Genomic DNA, 18,472 nt, shown 5'->3' with positions numbered 1-18,472 from the left:
CATCCGGGCATACGGGATGGCGGTTTTTGTCGTTGGAAATCAATATTCAAAATAGGGAATAGATAGAAATAATTATATTCCGATAGGAATTATCTATTTTAATTGACAGCGATAGGAAAACCATTGTACGATTCATCTTGCCACCAGCATTTTACTATTTTTGGTTAAATGAGGAGGAGAGAAGAAAAAAGAGAGCGTAGAGCAGCGCGGAAACGATTTAAAAGACCGAATATTCTGAAAATAATGCTGTTGGTGCAAATTAAACTTTAGGATAGGTGGAGATAGGTAATGGCAGACGTTAGCTGTGTCGTATGCAAATCGGAAATTAGTGTCGAGTCTGATGCAATAAGCGGTGAAATCGTAGAGTGCTCTTCATGCGGACAAGAGCATGAGGTACATGCTGTAAATAATAGCATTTCAGTTGCATTAGCTCCCGAGATTGAAGAAACTTGGGGCGAGTAAAGGAGCCAGGGGATGAAGCAGACAAACACGGATATTTTGCTTTGTGTAACGAAGCTGCGTGAGGAAGAGAAGCGAATCTATGAGCTGCTCCAGCAGGCTGGACATCACGTCCAAGTAAATCTGGATTCGATGGAGCTGCCGCTTGAGCAGGGCTGGGCGGATCAGTATGGTGTCGCGCTCATTCGCTGCCTCTCCCAGAAGAAAGCGTTAAGCCGCTCAACGATGCTGGAGTTATCCGGCATTGAAACGATTAATTCCGTTAAAGCGATTAACATTTGCACAAATAAAATTCATCAAGCAATCGTGTTCCAAAAGCATAACATTCCACAGCCCCGCTTCAAAGTCGCCTTTACAGCAGACAAGATCCTCGAATCGTTCGAGGATTTTGGCAACATATTTGTCATCAAGCCGCCCAGCTCCTCCTGGGGAAGGGGCATTGCCCGCATTGTCGGCAAGGAATGCCTAGATGGCTGGATTGCGGCACGGGAATCGCTTGATCCGACCCAGCAGTCCTTTCCAGTACTCGTACAGGAATACGTGGACAAGGGGGATTATGATATTCGCGTTGTCATTGTCGGCCGCAAGCCAATCGTAGCGTTTCGCCGGGTGTCGGTCGACAATTGGAAGACGAATACGCATTTGGGAGCTGAGGTTGAACCAATTGCTGTCAATAAGGAAATAGAATCGATTTGCAGCAAGCTGACTGAGGTGCTCGGCGAAGGCATCTACGGTCTGGATTTATTTTATGACTATCAAAATAAACGCTATCTCGTATGCGAGGTTAATCAAAACCCGGAGTTTTCGAAGTCTTGGAAAATACATGGCGTCGATGTAGCCGCTCATATCGCGCTTTATTTGCAGGGGAAATTGGCCTCCAGGACGAGGCAGGAGGTTAACGCCTAACGCAATTTAGATGATTGAGTTCCAGTTAAACGGCGAACCATGCACCATGAAACAAGGACCATGAAACAAAATCCATGAAACAAGAACAATGAACCACGAAAACAAGCTGCGGATAAAGGAGAATCGGCGATGGCCCATACGACAATTATTACAGCTCCAGAGAAGGTGACACCAGTAATCAAAAAGGAGCAATATTTTTCTCTTTCCTTTGTTTTATCCCGTGTGCTGAATTCGGGCGTCATCATGAGTATTGAAAAAAATGAGAGTGAGCTCAAGGGGCTAGAAAAAAGCATCGGCAAGCTGACACAAAGCAAATATGTTTCCTTGTTCAACAGCTATACGGGCGCGGTGCATGCCGCGCTTTGGGGGCAGGATATCGTCCATGGCTCGCTGACGCGCCTGGAGGAAGCAAGCGAGCAGGATCAGCGTTTTGCGAGCTGGCTCGGGATAGGGCTGGTCACGGATTCTGATGTGCAGCAAGGCTTCGATAAGGTGACGGTGACGTGGGACAGCTTGCCCCGCATTGAGCAAGAGCTACAGCCTAAGCTGCACAAATCACCCGTGCTGGTGCTGGATTTCACGGAGCTTGGCTTCGGCCCCTGCGCCTCAATCTCGGTAAATGACGAAAGCATATGGACCAAGGCGGAGCGTCTAAAAATATTCGGCGCCTTCGATTTGAAGACGATGTGGACGCAGGAGGAGGCGGAGCCGGACATTCAGCCAGGCGCACAGTTTAACTACAGGCTCAGTCCGCTTGTCGCGGCATGCGTCAAATTATCGCTTCTAAGGAGGAATAGCGGCTATGAAAACTGATTTTATCCGCAAGCCGCTGAGCTTGCCATCGGAAGCGTGGATTAACGAGCAGCTTGCTTATTATGGTGGCCCAGCCGTCATTCCAGAGGATAGCCGGAAGACGACCTTTCCTTCCATTACGAAAGAAGATATCGTTCAAATGCTAGTGTCCATTCAGCAAAGCCCGGAAGAAGTGATCCATGAGTTTACGGAAAAATACCGCAGCTATGTTGGGGCGAATTATGCGATTGCTACGGCAAGCGGGACGTCAAGCCTGCATCTGGCGCTCGTTGGTGTTGGCGTACAGCCCGGGGATGAGGTCATCGTTCCGGCGTTTACGTTTATTGCGACTGCCCAGGCCGTTGTAGCGGCAAAAGCGATCCCTGTATTTGTGGATATTGATCCACTGACCTATAACTTGAATCCTGCGCTGGTGGAACAGGCGATCACGGCGAGGACGAAGGTCATTATGCCTGTCCATGTCCATGGATTGCCAGCTGATTTGGCGCAGCTCAGGGCACTCGCTGACAAGCATAAGCTGCGGCTGGTGGAGGATGCCTCCCATGCACATTCGGCCTCCATTGGCGGCCAGCTGTGCGGATCTATCGGCGATGGAGCGGGGCAGAGCTTAATGGCGGACAAAAACTTCCCTGTAGGCGGAGAGGGGGGCATTGCCTTCTTCAAGGAGCGGGAGAATTATGAGAGGGCGTTGAGCTTTTTGCAGGAGACGGGCATTGATTACCGCATGTCTTGGATCGCTGCGGCGTTTGGCATTAGCCAGCTGGACCGATTGCCGTATTATGATGCGATCCGGGCGAGAAATGCGAGCTATTTAACGAATATTTTAGCGCAAACGAAGCTGTTTAAAGGGCCTCATGTGCCTGAGGGGCATAAGCATAGCTACAATATGTATCGAATAAAGTTGGACCTGGAAGCGGCGGGACTGGGAGATTTGCCGGATTATCAGGTGAAAGAGGCCATTCAAGAGCTGGCATCGAGCGAAGGGGTGTTTGCACGGGAATGGCAAAACGTGCCGATTCCAGGCCATCTGCCATTTCAAAATCGCAAAGGGTTCGGCAGAGGGTATCCCTTTACGCTGTCAGAGCGCAAAGACTTTGGTTACCATATCGACCGTTTCCCCGCGACGCTGAGCATGCTGCGCTCAACGCTGACCATTTGCCGGGAGCTGCGCTCGCCCATTGAATATGAGCGCATAGCCGCATATGCGCTGGCGTTTCAGAAAATTGATGCGAACCCGGCGATTATTCGCGAACTCGTGCTTCAGAATACGGCGGCCAAAAAATCATATGAGAGGGATGCGAGACTCGGATGAGTGTAACTGGGAGCAGCGTGAAGCGCGTCGCCATTTTGGGCGGCAATGGTTTTACAGGCGGGGAGCTTTACCGGCTGCTAAAGCGGCATCCTTATTTCAAAGTTGATTTTGTATCGTCGGAATCGAAGGCGGGGCTGCCGCTGGATAAATTTTTTGTTTCGTCGGCGCGCCAGAAACGGGCGGATGGCGGGAAGTTTCAGAAGCTGGCTTCGCTTGCCGGACATTATGATTTCATATTTTCCTGCCTGCCGACCGGGGTATTGCCCCGTCATATCGACCATATTGCCGAGCATGCCGATTATGTGATTAATGTCAGCGGCGATTATCGCCTAAACGATCAGGAGCTGCTGCGGCAGCACTATCCAGAGAGCCTCAGCCATCCGGCGCGAGGGGGCAGCCATTATTTTATTCCGGAGTTTAGCGATATTAATTTGGAGGCGAAGGTCATAAATTTGCCTGGCTGCATGGCGGTCGCAACGATTTATACGCTGTTTCCGCTGCTGGCAGCTAATCTGATTGAGCCGCGCGTCATCTCGGACGCCAAGACGGGCTCCAGCGGCGGCGGCAAGGCGAGCACGGAGCATCACGCGGAGCGCGCCCATAATTTCCGTCCTTATAAAGTGCATGGGCATCGCCACAGGCCAGAAATTGAATTTGCGCTTCAGGAGCATCTGGAACGTTCCGTGGAGCTGCAATTTTCCGTACACAGCCTGGATTTGCCGCGAGGCATTCTCGTCACCTCCTACTCCTTGCTGAAAGAGCATGCGAGCGAAATCGATGTGAAAAAAGCATTTTATGGCGCCTACGCGGCAAAGCCGTTTGTCCATTATTTCAATTCCAAAAACGGCTCCTATTCGTATCCGATGATCAAGACGACAGCCGGGACGAATTACGCCGAAGTCGGCGCTTATGTAGAAGGTCGCAATTGCGTCTCGATCGCCTCGATCGACAACTTGATTAAAGGAGCGGCAGGACAGGCGATTCAGGCTGCGAACCTGTACAGCGGCATTGGGGAGGAAGCAGGCTTACAATTTGAGCTAGAGGGGGCGTGGCCTTAATGTCAAGCCAGAGCTTGTACGTCATTAAGCTCGGGAGCAGCACCATTATGCACCATCCCGAAGTGTTTGCCGAGCTCAATGATCTGGTGCAAAAAGGGAAAAAGGTGCTGCTCGTAGCGGGTGGAGCTGAGGGCATCCGGCAAAAATACGAGCAGCTGAACCGGAGCATTCCGGTTCTCGCTTTAGCGAATGGAGACGAGGCGCGGTACTGCTCTCCATCGGAGATGCCGCTCATTCGGGCGGCGTATCAGGAGTTTATTTTAGCGAAGGTCCATGAGCAATTAAAAAACTACCAGCTCAAAGCATTCGCCCAAATTGGCGGCGACAACGAGGTTGTATTTGGACAAAAATCGAAGCCGGTTAAAGCGGTCAAGGATGGCAAAACCGTTATCGTTCGCGATTCCCTGTTCGGCTCTTTTACAGGCTGCAACGTCGAATTTCTACAGGGCGCCCTGCAGGTATTTGACGTCGTATGCTTGACACCGCCTATATATGACCGTGAGCTAAGCGAATATATTAATATCGATGCGGACATGCTGGCCGCTCATCTTGCAACCGAGCTCGCAGCCGAGCATTTGCGCTTTGTGACAAGCACGGCGGGGCTTTTGGAAAATGTGGATGAACCAGCTTCTACGATATCCGACGTTTACTTGGGTGATGAAATTCATTCCATCAAAGGACGGATGAAGCAAAAGGTACGGGCGGCGAATCATGCCATCAGCAAAGGCATTTGCGACGTAAGCATAACGGGGCCTCATTCGCTGAATCGGCCGGACACAGGCAAAACATGGTTTTGGAATATGCAGCGGGATGCCAGCGGAACGGATTTGCTTAGAAAAGCAATTCGAATTCCGTCGGAGTCCGGCGACGAGTCCGAGCTTGCGGGCTATTTGCTGAATGCGGTTCAACTGCCAGGTGTAGCCGGCTTTGTCGATGAGGCGGGCAATGTGGTGTTCCGCAAAGGCAACGGGCCTAATCAACTGCTGCTGCTCGGCCATCTGGATACTGTGCCCTATAATTGGCCTGTTGCATGCGATGAGGAGCGAATTGCTGGCCGGGGAACGGTGGATGCCAAGGGCAGCCTGCTCAGCTTCATTCAAATGCTGTATGACGCCAAGGTGCCTGAGGATGGCTCGCTGCTCGTCATAGGAGCGGTGGAGGAGGAAGTATCCTCGTCCAAAGGGGCCTTCTATGTCAGGGATCATTACCGGGCGGATGCGGTCATTATCGGCGAGCCGAGCGGGGAGGACAGCTTGACCTTAGGCTACTATGGACTATATAAGCTGAGTATCGCCATAAGCAAGCCGCAGGAGCATTCTGCCGGCAAGGACAGCATTAGCGTGCTGGATCAGCTTTATACGATTGTGGCGGATATCCGGCAGCAGGTAGGGGGTGTTGACCCGAACCATCTGTCATCTCTTATTGACATAAAACATAGTAATCATAATGGAATACTTAGTTCTGTAGGCATTTTAAATTTTCGGATTTCCCCGGATGCGGGCAAGGAGTATGCGAAGCAGATCCAGCTTGAATATGGCGATGGGGTTTCTGTAACGGTGCTGCGGGCTACGCCGGGCTTCGCAAATCCGCGAAACAGCCCATTGGTGAAAGCCTTTGTACGCAGCTTTGCGAGCAAGGGGAAAGCGATTCATTATATTAAAAAGCGCGGAACAAGCGATATGAATACGCTGGCTACGACTTGGGAGGGTGTGCCAATGGTCGCTTACGGCCCAGGTGATGCGAGCCTCGATCATACGAATGAGGAGTATTTGCAGCTCAGCGAGGTGCATGGCGCGCGAGCGATTTTGCAGGGAGCCATTGAGGAATGGTATCGCCTGCGATCGGAGGAGGGTTCTTATGGGTACGCTGGTACAGTCGGCAAGTCATTCAGCTGAGTTTGAACAATTGCTAGCGAAGGCGCAGGCTGCGCGCAGCTCTATTATCGATATGGCGGCTCGCGAGACAGGCTGCCATATCGGCGGCAGCTTGTCGGTCATCGATTTGCTCATTGGCGCCTATGCAAAATATCATCAGGACGCGAATACGTCCATCGTGCTGAGCAAAGGTCATTCCGCAGCGGCGTTATATGCGGCGCTCTACCAGTACGGAATTTTATCGGATGATCCAGCAGCCTCCTACGGCGGGGCAGATTCGCTATTCACTGGGCATCCCAACCCAAAGCTGCCTGGCATCCCATTTGCGACGGGCAGTCTCGGACATGGGGTAGCCTATGCAGCTGGCTGGGCGCTCGGACAAAAGCTGCTGCGTACGAGTGGGCTCGGCATTGCCATTGGCGGCGATGGCGAGCTTCAGGAAGGGCTGTGCTGGGAAACGGCACAGCTCGTACAGGCGAAGGGCATTACGAATTTTATTTATGCCGTCGATTGCAACGGAGGTCAGAACGATGGGCTGCTAGCCGACATATCGCCGCTGCCGAATTTGCGGGAGCGCTTTGAAGCGTTTGGCTTTCAGGTGAAGGAGATCGACGGCCATGATCTCGGGCAAATTATTGCAGCGCTGGAGCCGGACGGGGAGAAGCCGCTGGCGATTTTGGCCCACACGGTGAAGGGCAAGGGCGTAGCTGCCATTGAAGGCAATCCGCATGCCCATTATGCTAAAATTTCCGAGAAAATAGCGCTGAAATGGAAGAGGGGCTTGCAATGAGCAGCTTGGCAGCAAGAGAGGCCTACAAAGATGAATTAACGAAGCTGGCAGCGGATAATGGGAACATTATTTGCTTGGAGGCGGACTTGGGAGGGAAGGAGCATCCTTTTCAGCAAAGCTATCCAGATCGTTTCTTCAATTTAGGCATAGCAGAGCTCGCCAGTGTAGATATTGCTGCGGGGCTGTCGAAGGCAGGCTTCGTGCCGTTTTTCTCGACCTTTGCGTCATTTGCTGCTCTGCGGGCAGCAGAGGGCGTGAAGCTGGCGCTAGGGTATATGGGTGAAAATATTAAAATCGTCGCCGCTTACGGCGGTGTATCGGGCGGCTGGTTCGGGACAACGCATCATTGTCTGGAGGACATTGCGGTTATCCAGACGTTCCAGAACATCCGTATCGCCTGTCCTCATGGGGAAGCAGAGACGCGGCGGGTTGTACAGGAGGCCGCAGCATCGAAGGAGCCCTATTACATCCGCCTGTCGCGCAATGACAAGTTCGACAGCCTCGCCCGTGATGAGTCAAGCAGCTGCCGCGAGCTGTTGTTCGAAGGCGCTGTCCGCAGCGATGCCCCGCTGTGCCTGGTGTCGATTGGCGAGCAGGCTACTGAAATATGCAGCCGGATTTACCAGGAAAATGAGCGGGTCAATCATGCGCATCTTTGCTATGTCGACCGGGACAGCTTGAAAGGCTATAAAGCGGAGCTGCAAGCGGCAGCGGGAACCTTCCTCGTCGTAGAGGAGCACCGGGCCGCTGGCGGTACAGCATCAAGTCTCGCCCTGCTGCTGCCGGAGAGCCAGGTCTATTCGCATGATTGCGGCGAGCAATGGCCGATATATGGCGGCAGCCATGCTGATGTGCTGCATTATTTAGGCTTTGGCTATGAAGCGCTGACAAGGCAGATCGCAGAGCTCGGAGGAGATGACAATGATTTTTAGCGTGCTGCGGCCAGCGAAATTCCGTTATTTTTTTCTCTCGGACATTATTTCCGGCTTTGGAGTAGGAATGAGCACCATTGGCGCCAACTGGTTTCTAATGGACAAGACGGGCTCCATCAGCGCGATCGGGTTTATGCTGTCTCTGAATGTGATCGCCGGTTTTCTGATTTCGCCGTTTGTGGGCAGCTTGACCGACAAGTTTAATCGCAAGGCGATTATTCAGTGGACGTATTTTATCCGGGCGGCAGCTGTGCTGGCTATTATGGGCTTGTTTTTATGGACGGGATTTCGCATTGAATATTTGTATTTATTTACGATCGTAAATGGGATGGGCTGGACCATCTATATGTCGGCCTCCCGCAGCCTGGTGCAGGAGCTGCTCCCTGAGAAGGACTTGATTAAGGGCAATTCCTTAATCGAAATCAGCCTGCAGGTCGGCATGTTTATGGCTGGCGCAGCATCGGGGGTGCTGTATAAATATTCGGGCTTCGAAGTGATTCTGCTCATTAATGCCCTTGTGTTTATCGTCAGCAGCCTGCTGCTGTTCCGGGTCAGCTATGAAGCGATTGCGGTTGAAAATAAAGGAGAATCGTTTGTTTCCAGCTTTAAAAATGGACTCAGCTATTTGGCTGAGCGCCCGTTTATTTTTTTCCTCGGCGTCATCGCTATTATTCCGTTAGTATCCACGATGATCTATAATGTCGTGCTGCCGGGTTATGTGAGCGATGCCGTAAAAGGCGACTCCGTCGTGTTTGGCCTGGCTGATATGTTTTATGGCATTGGCGGTCTGCTATCTGGTTTCATTGCTGCTCCGCTGGCTGCGAAATTATCGAAAAATACGACGATTGCTATATTTTTCGCCGTCGCGTTCGGTGTATTAATCGCCGTCGCATTCAACACATTTGCGTTTGTCCTTTACTTGGGCAGCGTCCTCATCGGCCTCAGCAACTCCTCGCTGCGCATCGTCATGACGACGACGCTGATGGAGACGGTATCGAAGTCCTACATGGGCCGGGCAATGTCGGTATGGATGGCCATTTCGCTGCTGCTGCAGACGGTATCCGCTTCGGCGCTGGGCTTGCTCATCGACCGTTATTCCGCAGCTGTCGGCTTTCTCTGCATGGGCGGTCTGATGCTCGTTGGGCTGATTTTGCACAGGATGCTAGTAGCAAGCAGCGGCGTGAAGGCGAAAAAATCGCTGGAAGTATAAATTCAATAACTAAAGGAGAATCGCTATGACCAAACCCAAAATCGTCGCTTTTGTTGAGCCGAGCTTTTATGGGGTGAGCTTTGCAAGAGCGGCCTTTCAGCAGGGCTGCACCGTAATCTCGATAGTATCCTCTGTGGATAACCCGCGCACGTATGGCTATGAGGGCATTTACCATGATTTAATTGTCGCGGATATAAGAGATGAGGAGTCCGTTTACGAGGCGATTCGCAGCTCTGCGTATTTCGGCAAGCTGGATGCTTTAATTCCGGCGACGGACTATGCCTCGCATTTGACGGCAAAGGTGGCAGAGCGGCTAGGGCTTAGAAGCGTGCCGTATGAAGCGGCGTTAAAATCAAGAAATAAAGATTTGGCCCGCGAAGCCTATGAGGCGTTTGGGGTGCCCAGCGCAAAATACAGGAAGGTGAGAACCTATGAGGAAGCGGAGGCTGCGGCTCGTGAAATTGGCTATCCTATTGTACTTAAGCCGACCAATTGTGCAAGCAGCCAAAACGTTTATTTTATTTCCGGGCAGGATGAGCTGAAGGACGCGATGGCGATCATCTCGGATTTTAAAGTAACGTATATGGATTTCAAAGTGAGAGAGGAATATTTGGTTGAGGAATATTTGGATGGCCAGGAGTTCAGCGTGGAAATTTTCCTTGAAAATAGCGAGCCTGCATTCGCGGTCGTTACTGAAAAAATAACGTCGCCACTGCCTTATTTCGTCGAGGTGGCGCATACGCTGCCTACCTCCGTGCATACGGATAAGCAAGCGGAAATTATCGAAACGGCGGTAAGCGCGCTGCGGGCAATAGGCATTACGGATGGCCCTAGCCATGTCGAGGTGAAGCTTTCGGAGCGAGGCCCGCGCATCATTGAGGTGAACGGCCGGCCTGGTGGAGACAATATTTCCTCCGATTTGCTCGTTCAAGCGCTCGGTGTAGATTTTTTTGAAGCGACCGTGCATTATTATTTAGCGGAACCTGTCAATGTTCATGCCAGCCGCAGCCGGGCGGCGGCGATCGCTTATTTGCTGGCCGAGAAGGACGGCACCGTTGCCTCTGTAGGAGGGCTTGAGCATTTGCAGACGGGAGACGCTATCGTTCGTTCGCATATATCGGTGCAGCAAGGGGACCAGATTTCCGTAGCCAAAAGCTCGGATGACAGGCTCGGTTATGTTATTACCGTGGCCGATACGCCGCAGGAGGCGAAGCAGGCCGCCCTTGATTTAATAAGCAAGGTAGAACTGGTCTATCAGTAGCCTAAGCAAGCTTGCCATTTTAAACATCTACAGGGGGACTGCAAGCAGATGACGAACATTTTGATTGTGAACGGACATGATTATTATGACAGAGCGCAAGGTAAGCTGACCCAGACACTCGTTGCCGCGGCGGTTTCACAGCTTTCTGCCCAGCATGCGGTTCAGACAACAACGGTTGCAGAGGGCTATGAGGTGGAGCAGGAGATTCAAAAATTCCAATGGGCCGACGTCATTATTTTGCAGACACCTATTTATTGGTTTAGCATTACGGGCCTGCTTAAAAAATATATCGACGACATTTATCTGCCGAATATCTTTTTCGGCAAAGCGACGGAGTTTGGCCGGGGAGGACTGCTTACCGATAAAAAATATATGCTGTCGCTCACCTGGGGATCGTCCGCTGCCGCTTTCTCCGATCCAGCGGGCTTTCTGGAAGGGAAAAGCGAGGATGAGGTGCTGTTCAGCGTACATAAAACCCAAGAGTATTGCGGGCTGAAGCCGCTGCCTACATTCTCGCTTTATTCTTCGATGCGTGAGCCTGATGTGGAAGATGGCTTAGCGAAGCTTGAGGCTCATTTGAAAAAGACATTCGGGCTTTGAGGCGGAGCGAACGGGGGAAGCTTTGAGTTTTTTTTGAAGGCTTCCTTGAAAGCCTCTTAAACGTTTCTCGGAAAGCTTCGCTTAAGTTTTCCTTCAAAGCTTCTCACACCGCAGTTTTTCATAGATAGCCCGCTCTGTTCGGCCACGCCAGCTTATAAATCCTGTATTGCGATTTCACAAATAGCACGATTTTTGGCTTCAATTTCACTACGGCGGGGAATAGGCGGAATTTGTGCCAAATCATCCAGCCACCATTCCGGCAGCCCGCTAGGGCTGCTTTCTTGCCATTTATCGAGCCATTGCTGCGGCAGTCGCAGATTGCTCTCAGGGGTGAACCCGGCTTCCTTGAGCCCCGCACCCGTTTTGCCGGCAAGCGCCAAGGCGATTGGGTGATCGATCATCGTTAGCCATACGAGTGCCCAAGCACGCGGAACGACGCGCCACAGGTCATAGCCGCCGCCGCCGAGCGCGACCCACTTGCCTCCCGCAAACGTATGGGTCAGCTCATGGATAATGGCAGGCATTTCGCTATAAATGCGCATGCTGCAATGAATATGCGACAGCGGATCATAGGCGTGGGCATCGCAGCCATGCTGGCTAATAATAATGTCGGGCTTAAAAGCGGCCGCAACCTTCGTAATAGAGGAGCGGAAGCATTCCAGCCATGAATCGTCCTCTGTATAAGGCTCCATTGGCAGATTAAAGCACGTGCCAATGCCCGCATCGGTTCCTTTTTCATACACATAGCCGGTGCCGGGAAATAGAAACTTGCCCGTCTCATGGATAGAGTAGGTGCACACATCGGGATCATTGTAAAAAATCCACTGCACCCCATCGCCATGATGGACATCGGTATCAATATAAAGCACCCTCGCGTTATACGTTTCCCGCAAATGCTTAATCGCTACGGCCGCGTCATTGTAGACGCAGAAGCCGGAACCGCGCTCTGGAAAAGCGTGATGCAGCCCGCCTGCCATATGATAAGCATGCAGCGTCTTGCCGCTCATCACCTGCTCCGCCGCTTCTACGGAACCAGCAACGATAGCCGCTGCTGCGTCATGCATGCCCGGGAAAAAAGGCGTATCCTCCGTATTAAGCCCAAATTGCCCGGAGCTGTCTTGTTGTTCCGGTGCAGGGGCCTGCGTGCTGAGCTGCCTAACCGCTTCTATGTAGTCCTGGCGATGCGCCAGCGCGAGCATTTGGCTGCTTGCTTGGCGGTCAGTCTCATGCCAATGCTCCTGGGGGAGCGCACCCAGCGCTTGAAGCAGGTCAACCGTAAGCGTCAGCCTGATCGGATTAAAAGGATGCTCCTCGCCAAATTTATAAAGCGAGCAGCCTGGCTGATGCACAAAAATAGCATTTGACGGCATAAACGAATCACGTCCTCCTCCGGCCTATAACGCCGATCTATCCTTAATACATGAACCGCTGCCGAAACCGAACGCGGTCAAACTGTTCGATCGATTCCAGCGGAACCTCGCTGCCAATCCGCACCATCAGGCAGTTGGCGGGATGGGAGCATATTTCCGGATCATCCGTTGCGTACCAAATCATATCGACAGACTTCATCAGCTTTTCCATCATCGTGCGATAGTCCCAGACGCTGAGTCCCGTGCTTTTCAAATCCCAGTGCCAATAATATTCCGTTGTAAAAATAATCAGGTTTTCCATTTGCTGCTCCGCGAAGGCGAGCTGGATCATTTTTTTGCCGAGCCCATAGGAGCGGTAGTCATTGGCTACTTCGACAGCGCCAAGCTCGACCAAATCGGCCATATTCCCTTCGGACCACCGCTCCAGCTCATCGGGATAATGGAAGGTGACATAACCGACGATGCGATCAGCTTCCCGGGCCAAAATGATGCGGCCTTCTTCCAAGGCGGCGATTTCCACAAGCGCCTCATGCTGCTCGGCAGGCCTGCGAAACGCATCCAGGTCTGGATGCATGATAAGCTGTGATAGCTGCTCAGCGGGAACAGGCCCTTCCAGCACAAGCTCCCGGCCGTCTGCGAGTATGATTTTGTCCTGCTGATAATGTTTGCGATGCTGCAAGGCATACTCCCCTCTCTGTGGTGCTGCCTAAATGGTAAAGCTTGTTCTACTAATGGTTATAGCAAACATTTCGCCAAATGAAAAGCATGGTCGAAAATAAAGCAGATATGTTATAATCGTCCATGTAAGCGTATTCCACTCGGTAAAGGTGTAATAGATTTGATGGGAGAGTGATAGAATGTCTGATCTACATCAAGAGCGAATTCCAGCAATAGCCAATAATTCTAACCTGGTTGATTATGATGAAGCTGTAAAAACCTTCCGATGGGAAACGATCGAGCAGCAGTTCAGCTGGCACCAGACCGGAAAGGTGAATATGGCTTATGAAGCGATAGATCGCCACGTATCTGTTGGCAAGGGGGATAAGGTAGCCCTTTATTACAGCGACAGCTCGCGTGACGAGTCTTATACGTTTGGACAGCTGCAAGCGCAATCGAATCAATTTGCGAATGTGCTGCGGGGGCTCGGCATAACGAAGGGCGAGCGTGTATTCGTGTTTATGCCGCGAACGCCTGAGCTGTATATCAGCGTGCTCGGAGCGCTCAAGCTCGGCGCCGTCATCGGCCCATTATTTGAAGCGTTCATGGAAACAGCAGTCAAGGACCGCCTGCAGGACAGTGAAGCGTCCGCGATTATCACAACGCCAGCGCTGCTCAGCCGGATTAAGCGCGATGAAATTCCATCGCTGCGGCATATTATCGTTTACGGCGATGAGGTGCAGACGGATGACGTAATCGTCGATTATGCCGCCGAGATGCAGCAAGCATCGACCGATAGCGACATTGAATGGCTCGGACGCGAGGATGGCCTTATTTTGCATTATACGTCCGGTTCGACCGGCAAGCCTAAGGGCGTCTATCATGTACAAAATGCAATGATTCAGCATAAATATACAGGCCAAATTGTCCTCGATCTGAAAGAGGATGATATTTACTGGTGCACCGCCGACCCGGGCTGGGTAACGGGAACGTCCTATGGCATTTTTGCCCCATGGCTGAATGCGGCTACGATTGTCGTAAGAGGGGGCAGGTTCAGCCCGGCAGATTGGTATGGGACCATTCAAAAATACGGCGTCACCGTCTGGTACAGTGCGCCAACAGCGTTCCGCATGCTGATGGGGGCAGGCGATGACGTCGTATTGAACTACGATTTGTCGAGCTTGCGTCATGTGCTCAGCGTGGGCGAGCCGCTCAATCCAGAAGTCGTTCGCTGGGGGATGAAGGTTTATCAGCAGCGCATTCACGATACGTGGTGGATGACGGAAACGGGTGGACAGCTGATCTGCAATTACCCGTCAATGACGATAAAGCCAGGCTCAATGGGCAAGCCGCTGCCGGGCGTAGAAGCGGCAATCATTGATAATCAAGGCAATGTGCTGCCGCCATTCCGAATGGGCAATTTGGCGATTCGCACGCCATGGCCTTCGATGATGCGCAAAATTTATAACAACCCAGCCAAATACGCGGAATATTTTCATCTGGAGGGCTGGTATGTATCGGGCGACTCTGCCTATATCGATGAGGATGGCTACTTCTGGTTCCAGGGCCGCATTGATGATGTAATTAATACAGCGGGCGAGCGAGTAGGGCCGTTTGAGGTGGAGAGCAAGCTTGTTGAGCATCCAGCGGTTGCCGAAGCAGGCGTCATTGGCAAGCCTGATCCGATGCGCGGCGAGATCATTAAAGCTTTTATCGCCTTGCGTGAAGGCTACACGGCATCCGATGAGCTGAAGGCGGAAATTTCCCAGTTTGTGAAAGTGGGCCTGTCTGCACATGCGGCTCCCCGGGAAATTGAATTCAAGGATAAGCTGCCGAAGACGCGCAGCGGCAAAATTATGCGTCGTGTTCTGAAGGCATGGGAGCTGAATTTGCCAACAGGCGATTTATCTACGATTGAGGATTAGGCTGTGTGATAAGCTTAAAAAAAGCTCCGGTTCCATGCAACGTTAGTTGCGGAACCGGAGCTTTTGCTTTAGAACGAGTCAGCTGTGAAAAATAACGTTTAACCGCCAATGCTTGCTTTTGAGGAAGGAGCAGACTGCCCGACCGCGTTCTCCGCTGTCACGTAGAACGTTCCTGACGAAAGCGGCGAGGCGTAGACGAAGCTCGTCTCTGCGGTGGAGCCTACTTCCACGTATTTGCCATCGTTGCCTGCGGCGAAATACACATGATACACCGTAACCTGCTCGCCAGCTGCGCTTGCCTGCCAAGACAAGGTAATCCCTGTCTCATTGCCCTGTGCGGAAAGGCCAGCAGGAGCTGCTGGAGCAGTCAAGCCGATTTCCGGCGTTGGCCGAACATCAGGTCCTTGACCTTGACCCTGTCCTGGATCGCCGCCTTCCTCAGGAGGCTGGCCCGGATTAAGCGGATCAGGGATAACAGGTGCGACAGGCGCTTTACCGAAGCGGACAATTTGGCTTGGTGCCGATTCCTTGCCGGCAACATCCACGGCTGTTACATAGAAGCTGTAGCCATTGCTGGCACTGACGGTAAAGCTCGCGCTGTAAGTATCTCCCAGCAGGATGGAATTTCCCACTTTGTTAAAGGAGCCTTCGTTAACAGCCTGATATAACCGGAAGCCAACGACATCATTCTGGCCTGGAGCGGAGAAGGAAAGGCTGACTACGCCCTGGCCAATCGATGTGAGTGACACATTGCCCGGTGCACTTGGCGCACTTCCGTCATCCTTGCGTGGATCGACCTTGGAAGGCGCGTTTTTGCCTGCATCCGTAGGCAAGTAATAGCTGAGCGCTCTGCGGCTGCTTGCCGGAACGCGGGAAAGCACTTTGCTGATTTCATCCATAAGCTCGTCAAGCGGCTTCTTGCGCTTAATAACCGTCTGCTGTGAAATGAAATCAGATGGTGTTGCATCTTGAGCGACATAATTGACGCCGTTATAGCGTATGAATGACATATTCACAAGGGCATCATCCGCTTGCTTAGGAATATATTTTTTGTTGAACCAGTCGGTTACCAGCATGCCTGCTGATCTCGTTAATGAAGTCGGCAGCTTGCCGCTGGCGCTGGATACAGTTGCTTTAACAACGCCATCCGGCTGATTGAACGCTTTGGTCGCAAACATCTCCGGCTTCTCATCGGCCAGCTGATTCATCATCTTCGCCCAAATTTCGCGGGCGCGCTTGCGGCTGTCGCCTTCGAGCGTGTAGATCGGCTTCTCATAGCCGGCCCATACCCCAAGCGTGACATCCGGGGTGAAGCCCATGAACCAGACGTCGCCGTAGTTTTGCGTCGAGCCCGTTTTACCCGCGTACGGAATTTTGCCGTAATTTTTAAGCCGCGAAGTCAGGGAATTCGCTGTGCCGCTTGGGCTGGAAATAACGGTGCGAAGCATATCCGTCATCAGGAAAGCGGTCTGCTCGGAAAAGACGCGAGTCGGCTCATGCTGGTGCTCATAGACGATTTTTCCATTAGCATCCGTAATTTTGGCGATCATGTAAGAATCATTATACAGGCCTTGATTCGGAATCGAGCCATAGGCGCTGGTCAATTCTTCAACAGATACCCCAATGCTGAGTCCGCCAAGAACGCCGGTCTGTGCGGCATCATCTTCTGGCTGCAGCGTTGTAATGCCGAGCTTTCTAGTAAACTTCCAGGCTTCCTTTATCGTAACCTCATCAAGGAAAATCTTTAGCGCTGGCAAATTAAGCGAGCGGTTGAGCGCTTCGCGAGCGGTAACAAGGCCGCTGTAACGATTATTTGCATTTTTTGGAATATGATAGCTGGAACCACTGTTTTTCAAAATAATCGGTGCATCATCCAATATGCTTGCTGGTTGAATCAGCCCTTTATCAATGGCTGGCAAATAGGCGGCGATAGGTTTCATCGTTGAGCCCGGCTGACGCGTCATCTGAGTAGCAAAGTTCATTTGCTCCTCGTAAAAATCACGGCCCTCCAGCATGCTAAGTATCGCTCCGGTTTTGTGATCGACGAGAACGGCAGCAATTTGCTCAATGCCTTTCTCCTTGCTGTCCGGAGTAAAGTTGCTCGGATCATTGCCGATATCACGCATCATTTTATAAATGTCTTTGTCAATCGTCGTATGCACCTGATAGCCGCCACGGAGCAAATGCTCGCGCGCTTCTTCTATGAGATCGGCGTTTTCCTTCTTGCGAAGATCGGCTACGGTCAGCGTCGGGTCCTGCTGCATGAGCATAACTTCCGCCGCTTGGCGCTCTGCCTCCAGCATGAGATAAGGATACGTCGTATAGGCTTTCGCTACTGGCTTTGCGAGCGATCCGCGAATATCGAATTTTTTCGCCTCATCATATTCCTGCTGGGTAATGCGTCCGGTTTGGAGCATCCGCATCAGCACGGTCGCCTGACGCTCAATGGCGAGGTCAAAGCCGCCTTCATTGAACTGGCCTTTGCCGTTAAATGCGGTATAAGCGGAAGGACGCTGCGGCAGTCCGGCCAAATAAGCCGATTGCGCAATGTTCAGCTTGCTCAAATCGGTAATGCCGAAAACACCTTTGGCGGCCGCCTTGATTCCATATAAATTGTAGCCGCTTGAGCCATTTCCGAATGGTACTTTATTCAAATATGCTGCAAGAATTTCTTCCTTCGTCAAGTAGCGCTCCATCCGCAGAGCGAGAAAAATTTCCTTCACTTTACGGCTGTCGGTTACGTCAAGGCTTAGAAATACGCGTCGTGCCAATTGCTGAGTAAGCGTACTGCCGCCCGTCTGCGTATCTTCATTAAGCAGCTTCTGCTTGACTGCCCGTCCCAAACCGTTTAAATCGACGCCATAATGGGTTTCAAAATTATTGTCTTCAATCGCAAGCACGGCGTTAATGACTTGCGGGGGAAGCTCATCGTAATCGACTAGAATACGATCCTCTTCCGTGCGAAGCTGTCCAATAAGGGTATCATCATTAAAGAAGACAAAGCCGGTAACTGAGTTTTCGTTTATTTTCTCTTCAATTAAAGTTCGCGGTCGTACTTCTTCTCCTTTAACCAAAGAGGCCACATAGCCCGTTACGGCTCCTCCCGTTAGCAAACCGACGAATATGACGAGGTAACAGAGCCACTTTACTGTTAGCCATGTTACGAGTCCAAATGTGCGCCAGCCGCTTCTGCGGGATGATGATGGTTGTTGATCTTCCTGCATATGAATTAACTCCTCCTCCAATACACCCAACTATTATAGCATAAAACACCATTTCGAAAAGAGGGAAGATGATTGACTTCA

At 51.7% G+C, this 18,472-nt stretch carries 15 protein-coding genes; 12 read left to right on the top strand and 3 right to left on the bottom strand.

Annotation, left to right across the window (positions count from 1 at the left end; translation table 11 throughout):
• The first annotated feature begins 288 nt into the window (after nt 1–288).
• The 11 genes from BBD42_RS27950 (at nt 289) to BBD42_RS27900 (ending at nt 11,215) form a co-directional block, all read left to right on the top strand.
• A complete protein-coding gene (locus BBD42_RS27950) occupies nt 289–462 on the top strand; it encodes a lysine biosynthesis protein LysW (RefSeq protein WP_046230559.1) in 174 nt (57 codons plus the stop codon).
• Nucleotides 463–474: 12 nt separating this feature from the next.
• Complete coding sequence (locus tag BBD42_RS27945; RefSeq protein ID WP_056038688.1) at nt 475–1,365, top strand: RimK family alpha-L-glutamate ligase; 891 nt, start codon at nt 475–477, stop codon at nt 1,363–1,365.
• A gap of 129 nt (nt 1,366–1,494) precedes the next feature.
• Nucleotides 1,495–2,178: a degT/DnrJ/EryC1/StrS aminotransferase gene (locus BBD42_RS27940; protein ID WP_237163254.1), complete on the top strand. Its 684-nt coding sequence runs from the start codon at nt 1,495–1,497 to the stop codon at nt 2,176–2,178.
• On the top strand, nt 2,168–3,490 hold the full coding sequence (locus BBD42_RS27935) for a DegT/DnrJ/EryC1/StrS aminotransferase family protein (RefSeq protein WP_099520822.1): 1,323 nt from the start codon (nt 2,168–2,170) through the stop codon (nt 3,488–3,490). The genes BBD42_RS27940 and BBD42_RS27935 overlap by 11 nt, the downstream gene beginning before the upstream one ends.
• Nucleotides 3,487–4,548, top strand: a complete 1,062-nt coding sequence (gene argC / locus BBD42_RS27930; protein ID WP_099520821.1) for an N-acetyl-gamma-glutamyl-phosphate reductase — start codon at nt 3,487–3,489, stop codon at nt 4,546–4,548. Before BBD42_RS27935 ends, argC begins: the two co-directional genes overlap by 4 nt.
• Entirely contained in the window at nt 4,548–6,443 is a 1,896-nt protein-coding gene (locus tag BBD42_RS27925) for a M20/M25/M40 family metallo-hydrolase (protein ID WP_099520820.1), read from the top strand. Before argC ends, BBD42_RS27925 begins: the two co-directional genes overlap by 1 nt.
• The gene (locus tag BBD42_RS27920; RefSeq protein WP_099520819.1) at nt 6,406–7,212 is read left to right on the top strand and encodes a 1-deoxy-D-xylulose-5-phosphate synthase N-terminal domain-containing protein; all 807 of its coding nucleotides are present in this window, start codon (nt 6,406–6,408) and stop codon (nt 7,210–7,212) included. The genes BBD42_RS27925 and BBD42_RS27920 overlap by 38 nt, the downstream gene beginning before the upstream one ends.
• Nucleotides 7,209–8,144 carry a transketolase family protein gene (locus tag BBD42_RS27915; protein WP_237163253.1) on the top strand — a complete coding sequence of 312 codons (936 nt, stop codon included), beginning with the start codon at nt 7,209–7,211 and terminating at the stop codon, nt 8,142–8,144. Before BBD42_RS27920 ends, BBD42_RS27915 begins: the two co-directional genes overlap by 4 nt.
• Nucleotides 8,134–9,354 carry an MFS transporter gene (locus BBD42_RS27910; protein ID WP_099520817.1) on the top strand — a complete coding sequence of 407 codons (1,221 nt, stop codon included), beginning with the start codon at nt 8,134–8,136 and terminating at the stop codon, nt 9,352–9,354. The genes BBD42_RS27915 and BBD42_RS27910 overlap by 11 nt, the downstream gene beginning before the upstream one ends.
• Before the next feature lie 25 nt (nt 9,355–9,379).
• Nucleotides 9,380–10,615 (top strand): ATP-grasp domain-containing protein, encoded by a 1,236-nt coding sequence (locus tag BBD42_RS27905; RefSeq protein WP_099520816.1) that lies wholly within the window; start codon nt 9,380–9,382, stop codon nt 10,613–10,615.
• 48 nt (nt 10,616–10,663) lie between these two features.
• Nucleotides 10,664–11,215, top strand: coding sequence for an NAD(P)H-dependent oxidoreductase (locus tag BBD42_RS27900; protein ID WP_099520815.1), 552 nt, complete (start codon nt 10,664–10,666; stop codon nt 11,213–11,215).
• 152 nt (nt 11,216–11,367) lie between these two features.
• Here the strand turns inward: BBD42_RS27900 and BBD42_RS27895 are convergent, their stop codons facing one another.
• Nucleotides 11,368–12,585, bottom strand: a complete 1,218-nt coding sequence (locus BBD42_RS27895; protein ID WP_099520814.1) for an acetoin utilization protein AcuC — start codon at nt 12,583–12,585, stop codon at nt 11,368–11,370.
• Between the two features lie 43 nt (nt 12,586–12,628).
• A complete protein-coding gene (locus BBD42_RS27890; protein WP_099520813.1) occupies nt 12,629–13,264 on the bottom strand; it encodes a GNAT family N-acetyltransferase in 636 nt (211 codons plus the stop codon).
• 178 nt (nt 13,265–13,442) lie between these two features.
• Between BBD42_RS27890 and acsA the strand changes: the two genes are divergently transcribed.
• Nucleotides 13,443–15,167, top strand: coding sequence for an acetate--CoA ligase (gene acsA / locus BBD42_RS27885; RefSeq protein WP_099520812.1), 1,725 nt, complete (start codon nt 13,443–13,445; stop codon nt 15,165–15,167).
• A gap of 98 nt (nt 15,168–15,265) precedes the next feature.
• Here acsA and BBD42_RS27880 read toward each other — a convergent pair whose 3' ends face one another.
• Nucleotides 15,266–18,391: a penicillin-binding protein 1A gene (locus BBD42_RS27880; RefSeq protein ID WP_099520811.1), complete on the bottom strand. Its 3,126-nt coding sequence runs from the start codon at nt 18,389–18,391 to the stop codon at nt 15,266–15,268.
• Between the last annotated feature and the right edge of the window lie 81 nt (nt 18,392–18,472).

It is taken from the genome of Paenibacillus sp. BIHB 4019 (assembly GCF_002741035.1).
In the GTDB taxonomy this organism is placed as follows: Bacteria; Bacillota; Bacilli; order Paenibacillales; family Paenibacillaceae; genus Pristimantibacillus.
Note: the sequence above shows the minus strand (reverse complement) of the source record. Positions and strands in the feature narration are given on the sequence as shown.